General features: G+C 64.2%; 9 protein-coding genes and 1 pseudogene. 2 read left to right on the forward strand and 8 right to left on the reverse strand.

All coding sequences use genetic code 11. From position 1 onward, the window contains the following. Nucleotides 1-28: 28 nt before the first annotated feature. From ABD906_RS04080 to ABD906_RS04110, 7 genes are all read right to left on the reverse strand, one after another. Nucleotides 29-1,258 (reverse strand): MFS transporter, encoded by a 1,230-nt coding sequence (locus tag ABD906_RS04080; RefSeq protein WP_165278843.1) that lies wholly within the window; start codon nt 1,256-1,258, stop codon nt 29-31. Nucleotides 1,259-1,410: 152 nt separating this feature from the next. Next, nucleotides 1,411-2,043 (reverse strand): YfbR-like 5'-deoxynucleotidase, encoded by a 633-nt coding sequence (locus ABD906_RS04085; RefSeq protein WP_165278803.1) that lies wholly within the window; start codon nt 2,041-2,043, stop codon nt 1,411-1,413. Further along, entirely contained in the window at nt 2,043-2,951 is a 909-nt protein-coding gene (ygfZ, locus tag ABD906_RS04090) for a CAF17-like 4Fe-4S cluster assembly/insertion protein YgfZ (protein ID WP_345098350.1), read from the reverse strand. The genes ABD906_RS04085 and ygfZ overlap by 1 nt, the downstream gene beginning before the upstream one ends. A gap of 118 nt (nt 2,952-3,069) precedes the next feature. After that, entirely contained in the window at nt 3,070-3,849 is a 780-nt protein-coding gene (locus ABD906_RS04095) for a hypothetical protein (RefSeq protein WP_165278801.1), read from the reverse strand. A gap of 72 nt (nt 3,850-3,921) precedes the next feature. Beyond that, entirely contained in the window at nt 3,922-4,179 is a 258-nt protein-coding gene (locus ABD906_RS04100) for a hypothetical protein (protein WP_345098351.1), read from the reverse strand. Between the two features lie 108 nt (nt 4,180-4,287). After that, on the reverse strand, nt 4,288-4,665 hold the full coding sequence (locus ABD906_RS04105; protein ID WP_165278799.1) for a TIGR02301 family protein: 378 nt from the start codon (nt 4,663-4,665) through the stop codon (nt 4,288-4,290). Then, on the reverse strand, nt 4,662-5,132 hold the full coding sequence (locus ABD906_RS04110; protein ID WP_165278798.1) for an NUDIX domain-containing protein: 471 nt from the start codon (nt 5,130-5,132) through the stop codon (nt 4,662-4,664). The genes ABD906_RS04105 and ABD906_RS04110 overlap by 4 nt, the downstream gene beginning before the upstream one ends. Before the next feature lie 82 nt (nt 5,133-5,214). Between ABD906_RS04110 and ABD906_RS04115 the strand changes: the two are divergent. After that, a pseudogene (locus tag ABD906_RS04115) lies at nt 5,215-5,917 on the forward strand (SOS response-associated peptidase). A 134-nt stretch (nt 5,918-6,051) separates the two neighbouring features. Beyond that, nucleotides 6,052-6,660 (forward strand): LysE/ArgO family amino acid transporter, encoded by a 609-nt coding sequence (locus ABD906_RS04120; RefSeq protein ID WP_345098353.1) that lies wholly within the window; start codon nt 6,052-6,054, stop codon nt 6,658-6,660. Here the strand turns inward: ABD906_RS04120 and ABD906_RS04125 are convergent. Next, nucleotides 6,634-6,816, reverse strand: coding sequence for a hypothetical protein (locus ABD906_RS04125; protein ID WP_345098352.1), 183 nt, complete (start codon nt 6,814-6,816; stop codon nt 6,634-6,636). The two genes, ABD906_RS04120 and ABD906_RS04125, sit on opposite strands and share 27 nt — an antisense overlap. Nucleotides 6,817-7,061 lie beyond the last annotated feature (245 nt).

Below are 7,061 nucleotides of genomic sequence, written 5' to 3' on the forward strand. Positions count from 1 at the left end.
CATCGAAGCCTGAGGGATAGGGCGCGTCTCACTCCGCGGCTGCCATGGCCGGTCGCTCCACGGGCCGCTCCTGGATCGGCCAGTGGACGATTGCCGCGAAGATGCCCAGCGCCACACCCAGCCACCAGACCGGATCGTAGGAGCCGAACTGGTCGTAGAGATAGCCGCCGAGCCAGACGCCCAGGAATGAACCCACCTGGTGGGAGAAGAAGACGATGCCGCCCAACATGCCCAGGTATTTCGTGCCGAACATGATGGCGACGAGCGCGTTCGTGGGCGGAACGGTCGACAGCCACAGGATGCCGATGACGACCGAAAAGATGATCACCGTCGCGGGGCTGGCGGGGATCAGCAGGAAGAGCGTCACCGCCACCGAGCGGGCCAGGTAGATCAGCGCCAGGAAGATCGGTTTGGAAGCGCGCTGGCTGATGGCGCCGGAAGCGAGGGAGCCCACGATGTTGAAGAAGCCGATCGCGGCAAGACCGATAACAGCATACTTCGCATCGATGCCGATGTCGGCCAGATAGGCCGGGAAGTGGGCGGTGATGAAGGCCACCTGAAAGCCGCAGACGAAGAAGCCCGAGACCAGCAGGACGAAGCTGCGGTGGCCGAAGGCCTCGCGCAGAGCCTCGCCGAAGGTCTGATCGAAATGGGCCTGCTGCGCGCCGGTTTTCGAGTTGCCCGCAAGCGGGATAGCCAGAATCGGGATGACCAGCATGGCGATGCCCATCCAGACCAGCGTGTCGGACCAGCCGAACAGGGCGATCATGCCCTGGGTGATGGGCGCAAAGAGGAACATGCCGGCGGAGCCCGCCGCCGTGCCGATGCCGAAGACGAGGCTGCGCTTTTCCGCCGGTACATGGCGTGCGAAGGCTGCCAGGATGATGCCGAAGGAGCCGGCGGCGACGCCGAGGCCCACCAGAATACCGCCCGAAATGTGCAGGATCAGCGGTGAGGGCGACCAGGCCATGAGCAGCAGGCCGGTCGCGTACATCGCGCCGGACAGCGCCAGAATACGCCAGGTGCCGAAGCGGTCGGCGATCGCGCCAAAGATCGGCTGGCCCGCACCCCAGGCCAGATTCTGGATCGCCATCGCCAGTCCGAACGTGTTGCGGTCCCAGCCCTTCTCCTGAAGCATCGGGAGCTGCACAAGGCCCATTGCCGAACGCGGGCCAAAGGTCAGCGCGGCAATCAGGCAGCCGCTGATGATGATCAACCAGGGAAGGGACGAACGCTGGGCGGCTTGATAAGTGGTCATGGGAAAATCCTCTGGGGGGAGCCCTGCTCCGGGTCGGGCCAGATACAGTTGAAATGAAATTTCATCATCAATCCAGTCAATAGTCTTGATTATATGGATCAATGATATTTCTGGACAATCTGCTGGCGAGGGGTTGCCCGGCCTGCCGGATTTCAGGCTTTCATCAGCCGCTTGCTGACCGGGAGATCCCTCTCGATGCGGGCGAAGCTCGCCAGGAAGGCTGCCTGCGCCTCTATGACGGGCAGGGGGGAGAGGTCGAAATCGTCGGCGCAAATACCGCGCGGACGGCCGAAGAACCTAGCCGCTTCCGCCTCGGAGAAGCCCGCCAGGCGGGTCGCCTCGAAATAGGCGGAGATGCGGTCGGCCCGCTTGATCGCCTTCTTGAGCGCCACCGGCAGCTCGACCGGCAGCGCGAAACGCAGGTGGATGGCATGCTGCAGGCGCTTCTCGACAGACTTGTAGTCGTCGCCGAGCGCGGCCTTGAAGGGCGAAATCATATCGCCGATCACGTATTCAGGCGCGTCGTGAAGGAGCGCCGCCATCTGCTCGCGGGCGGAGGCAGCCGGGTACAGCTTGCGGAAGATCTGCCAGACAAGCACGGAGTGCTGCGCGACCGAGAAGGCGTGGTCGCCGAGCGTCTGGCCATTCCAGCGGGCGACACGGGCGAGGCCGTGGGCGATGTCGGAAATCTCGACGTCAAGCGGCGAGGGATCAAGCAGGTCAAGGCGGCGGCCCGAGAGCATCCGCTGCCAGGCGCGCGCCGGTTTTGGCGGAAGAGCTGCCATCAGTTGCCTTCCGCAGAGGTCTCGACGGGTTCGAGGGAGAAGTCTGCCCAGGCTGGGACCCGGAGACTGAGCTCCACACCGCCCGCCAGAATGGTCTCGCCGGCTGCCTTCGCTTCCGCCACGCGGTCGATGCGCACGATTGCCAGCGCATGGGTATCCACGATGGTCCCGAGCTGGCCGAGGGGCTTGCTGCCGGCGGTGATCTCTCTCTCGTCAGGTGAGAGGGGTAACGCGCCCTCGACGATCACCACGCGGCGGCGGGCGGTGCGGCGATGGTGCATGCGCGAGACCACCTCCTGGCCGACATAGCAGCCCTTGCGCAGTCCCACGCCGCCGTTGAAGTCGAACAGAACATCATGCGGGAAGGCATCCTGCAGTTCGTAATCAGTGCCGCTCTCCGCAACACCGTGCTCAATGCGCAAACGGTCCCATTCGCTCACAGAAGCGTTGGCTTCGATCTTCGGCGCGTAGATGCGGAAGACACCAACGCCCTCGGGAAACCGGCAGTCAGCCAGAAAAGCTGAATCGGTTTCTCCGCCCGTTGAATCGGCGCGTGAAGAAGCTGAATCAGTTTGTGAAGCCGATGAATCGGTTTGCCAGCCGGCGCCGACAACCTCCTGATCCGGCAACGAAAAATTAACCTTGGCGCGGACGCGAAGGAAGGTCAGGCGGCGGATGAAATCCTCGGCGATGTCACGGCGGCAGTCGAGGCGAAAGGCCTGCTCGCCCGCCCGCGAGATCACGAAGTCGAACATGATCTTGCCCTGCGGGGTGAGCAGCGCGCCGGGCCGGGCCTCGCCTTCGGCCAGTTGGTTCAGGTCGAGGGTGAGCGTGTTCTGCAGCAGCGCTTCGGCATCCGGTCCCTCGGCGCGAATGACGGCGCGGTCGGCGAGATGAACAAGGCTCATCGGTGTCTCTCCTGATTCCGCCGGAAGATTCCTGTCCCGGCAGTGCGTAGGTAAGACGGTTCAGGCGGAGCGGCAAGCCTTACGGCTCGGCCCAGACGCAAACGGCTCGGCCGGAAGGTCAGTCGCCCGCGACGAAGAAGACCCATTCGCCTTCCGGCGTGATGCCGACGCGGTAGAAGTTGTAGGCGCCGAACTCCTCCATCGCCTCGTAGTCGCCGGCCGTCACCAGCGTCATCAGCTCCACCATCTGAGGCGGCGTCAGCTTGTCGAGCGGAACGGCGACGAAATAGGGCCAGACGTAAATGGCTTCGTCAGTGCCGGGGGCGAGCTCGACGGCGGGCGCTTCCATCACCTCCAGCAGAATGGCGAGGATCTCGTAGCCCTTCGGGTCACCCGAAAGGCTGCGCAGGAACTCAATCGGGTCGTCGGGTACCTCGGAGAGACTGATCTGTGTGCCGTTGTCGCCGGAGCCGAGCAGCGGGCGCAGGCGCTCCACGTTGCCGGTGCGGGCCGCATCCATGATGAGGCGGCGCATGCGCCGGACCGGTTCGGGAAGCTTGGCAGGATCGGTAATGATTGCCGGAGGCTGGTCCTGTTCCTGGACGCCCGGTGCGCCAGGCTCTTCCGCCTTGCCCGGCTGCTCTTCAGCGTCGCCTTCGGCTTCTCCGGGTTCATTTGTTTCGCCTTCCGGCTCCGTGGCGGCAGGGCTCATATCGCCGGCCTTGCCGGGCTTGGGCGTCATCGCATCCAGCGGAATGCGCTGGATCTGTTCCCCGCTGGTCTTGTCTTCGGCCTCACCGGCCGGATCGTTCTTGAGCGCAAGGGCCGGAGCGGCCGTGCCCGCGAGAACGATCAGCAGGGCGGCGGACAGCCGCGTGATGGCAGAGGGGATCAACATGGGAGCAGTATGCCTTCTGGATGCGGACGGCACGAGTCTAGCAGCTCGGTCCCCAAGTTCAATGTCGGGGTTTCAGTGACGCGTGCGATCGGCGGCGAACTCTCCGGAGAGGACGCGCGCGCGCAAATCCTCAAGCATGGCGAGAAGGGCAGCCTCGTCGCGGATCCTGGCCAGCTCCCGCAGCGCCGTCGTGAAGGCGCATTCGGCCATGATCTCGGGCTCGATGCCCTCGCGCACGGCCTCGGCCCAGGCTTCGTTCTGGTAGGCCGTCGAGGTCATGCGCATGTCTTCTTCAATCTTTTCCCTCAGATCAGCTACCGTCACGAACATGTCAGTTTTCCTTCGCCTGTGTGAGCGCCCCGTGATCCACAGAAACTAGCAGGGGAAATGAGGCGCTGCAGAGGCCAACCATTTTGTGGTTAAGGTCAGGTAAACCGGTCAGCGCCCGTAACGCTCGACGATGCCGGTGGTGAGCTCTTCGCCCTCCTTCATGTAGCGATTGATGGCCGCGATGGCGGACGGGGTACAGGTGCGATAGACCGCCTCGAACGCGCTGTAGCCGTGGTTGAAGGCTGCAACCATGCGGGCGCGACGGTCAGGATCGGGTTTTTCCGCCTCCAGCAGGGCCTCCATGCGGGCGCGCCAGGGGGCATTCTGTTCGCCGCAGAGGGCGCGAAGGTACTGGAGCGAGCCCAGCACCTCGGCAAGGCGGATCAGTTGGCGGTCGTACACGGCCTCGGCCGCCTGCACGGGCCGAGGCGTGGCCGCACCAGCAAGCGCCATGAGAAGGGCAAGCGCAGGGAAGCTGTGCTTCATCCGTCTGTCCCGCCTCCGTTTTTGGACGCGTCAGGAATGGCATCCGCGCCGGAAGCGCGGAGAACGCTATCCCCGTGGTCGGCTGCGGCAATCCGGGCCGCGACGGAAAGCGTGCTTTCGGTGACGGGCAGGCCGCTCATCTCGTCCAGGGTGAACCAGCCGGCCGCGGCCGCGTCGTCGCGGGCGATGAGGGAACCCGCCACGCCTGCGGCGCGATAGACCGCCAGGCTGTAGCGCCGGCCGTCGTCCGCTTCGAGCGTCATGCGGTCGAAAGCCGTGAGATGCGAAGCCGCCAGATTCGTTTCCTCCATAAGCTCGCGCCGGGCGGCGGTCTCGTCGTCCTCGCCGGGTTCCACCCGGCCGCCCGGAAAGGCGTAGAGGCCCTCAGCAGGCGGATGGCCGCGACGCACCAGAAGGAAGCGCCCATTCTGGAACACAACGATGGAAACTGCGTGGATATCGGCCATGGAGGTCTGTGATTGCCCGGTTGGATGAACTAGCTTACCCGAGCCTCACGCCTTCGCAAGCTCTCAGGAAAGCAATGATAGAATGTGTGGACGCTTCGCCCTGACGGCGACCCCGGCGGAAGTCGAGCATGTTTTCGGGGTGGCCGACTGCCATCCGTTTCCGCCACGCTACAACATCGCGCCCACGCAGCCGATCCTGATGGTGGAGGCCGGGCCCGTGCGTCCCCATGGATCGAATCTCCCGCATCGGCAGGCGGTGCTGGTGCGCTGGGGCTTCATCCCGTCCTGGGCGAAGAACCCGCGGGACCTGTCGCTCATCATCAACGCGCAGGACGCTCGTTCCCGCTTCTGGCTTCTACGAGTGGAAGCGGTTTTCCGACGGAACCTCGCGGGCCTATTGGCTGCGCCCAACACAATGCGACCTCATCGCCTTCGGCGGCCTGATGGAGACCTGGTCGGAGCCCGGAGGCTCGGAGATCGACACGGGCGCGATCCTCACCACGCGGGCGAGCGCCGACATCCGTCCCATCCACGACCGGATGCCGGTGGTCATCCGGCCGGAGGATTTCGACCGCTGACTCGATTGCCGGACACAAGAGCCACGCCATGTGGCAGATCTTCTGGAGCCGGTCGAGGAAGGCTTCTTCGAGGCCATCCCCGTGTCGGACCGCGTCAATCGGATCAGAAACGATTCTCCGGATCTTCAGGCGAGGGTGGAGGAGAAGCGGCAGGCGGACAGGAGGGATCCAATGGCTGCAGAGGGGCAGCAACTCAGTTTGTTCTGACGACTTGCCTTTTCCGTTTCCCGCGGAAAGAATTGCGCTCGTCTCTATCACACCTTCCTTCAACTCCCTCAGACCACAGCAGCATTCCCTCCCGCGTCATCCAGCAATCGAACAGGCACGACATGGATACTTCCCTGATTCCCCCCATGCTGGCCGGGTTCTTCCTCGGCGCATCGCTGATCATCGCCATCGGCGCACAGAACGCCTTCATCCTGCGCCAGGGACTGCTGGGGCAGCATGTGTTCGTGCTGTGCCTGATCTGTTCGCTGTCGGACGCGCTGCTGATCACGGTGGGGGTTGCCGGGCTCGGAACGCTCATTGCGCAGTCGCCCGTTCTCATCACGCTGGTGACCGTAGGCGGTGCGCTCTTTCTCTACGCGTATGCCTCCAAGGCTCTGCGGCGGGCCATGCGGCCCGACACGCTGCAGGCCGCCAACGAGGGCAAGAGCGACCTCAAGGCTGCGGTGCTGGCTTGTCTCGCCTTCACCTTCCTCAATCCGCACGTCTATCTGGATACGGTGCTGCTGGTAGGGTCGCTGTCGAGCGCCTACAGCGGCGCCGGACGGTGGTTCTATGCCGCGGGCGCCAGCCTGGCCTCATTCGTCTGGTTCTTCGGGCTGGGATATGGCGCGCGCCTGCTGCAGCCGTTCTTTGCCAGCCCCCGCGCCTGGCGCGTGCTGGATACGGTTATCGCCGTGGTAATGGCGGCCCTGGCCTCAGGACTCCTCGCGCGACTCGTATAGCGGGTGCTGTCCGACCTGCGTTTCCTGCTTCTTCGGGCGGCAGGACAGGGCCGCGTTCACTGCCGGAATGGCGATGCTCTTGTAACGGGCTTCCAGATCGTTGCGGGCCTGTTGCTTCGTGCTGGCGGCCTGCTCAGCCTGTTGTTGTCCGACCATGGCGTTTCTCTCCAAGTGATCCAAAGCTCAGCCAAGTCCCGAATTCCGACAAATTCGTGTCAAAGCCGGCTAACGGCACAATATCACTCGCACCGTGAACGTGCCATACTTAACAATTCATTATTGTTGAGGTTCTCGACGTTGATCGGCCCCCACGGACGGGTCCAATTTGATTGTTAGTGCAATGATGGTCGTGGCGCCAGCGCGGGCGGCATCGCTGGTTGGGGTTGCAGGGCCGCCCGCGC

It is taken from the genome of Chelativorans composti (assembly GCF_039541695.1).
Lineage (GTDB): Bacteria > Pseudomonadota > Alphaproteobacteria > Rhizobiales > Rhizobiaceae > Chelativorans > Chelativorans composti.

Coding starts and splice junctions, on each gene's coding strand:
- ABD906_RS04110 (WP_165278798.1), bottom strand. CDS start 5,132: ATGGCCGATATCCACGCAGTTTCCATCGTTGTGTTCCAGAATGGGCGC.
- ABD906_RS04105 (WP_165278799.1), bottom strand. CDS start 4,665: ATGAAGCACAGCTTCCCTGCGCTTGCCCTTCTCATGGCGCTTGCTGGT.
- ygfZ (WP_345098350.1), bottom strand. CDS start 2,951: ATGAGCCTTGTTCATCTCGCCGACCGCGCCGTCATTCGCGCCGAGGGA.
- ABD906_RS04095 (WP_165278801.1), bottom strand. CDS start 3,849: ATGTTGATCCCCTCTGCCATCACGCGGCTGTCCGCCGCCCTGCTGATC.
- ABD906_RS04080 (WP_165278843.1), bottom strand. CDS start 1,258: ATGACCACTTATCAAGCCGCCCAGCGTTCGTCCCTTCCCTGGTTGATC.
- ABD906_RS04085 (WP_165278803.1), bottom strand. CDS start 2,043: ATGGCAGCTCTTCCGCCAAAACCGGCGCGCGCCTGGCAGCGGATGCTC.
- ABD906_RS04125 (WP_345098352.1), bottom strand. CDS start 6,816: ATGGTCGGACAACAACAGGCTGAGCAGGCCGCCAGCACGAAGCAACAG.
- ABD906_RS04100 (WP_345098351.1), bottom strand. CDS start 4,179: ATGTTCGTGACGGTAGCTGATCTGAGGGAAAAGATTGAAGAAGACATG.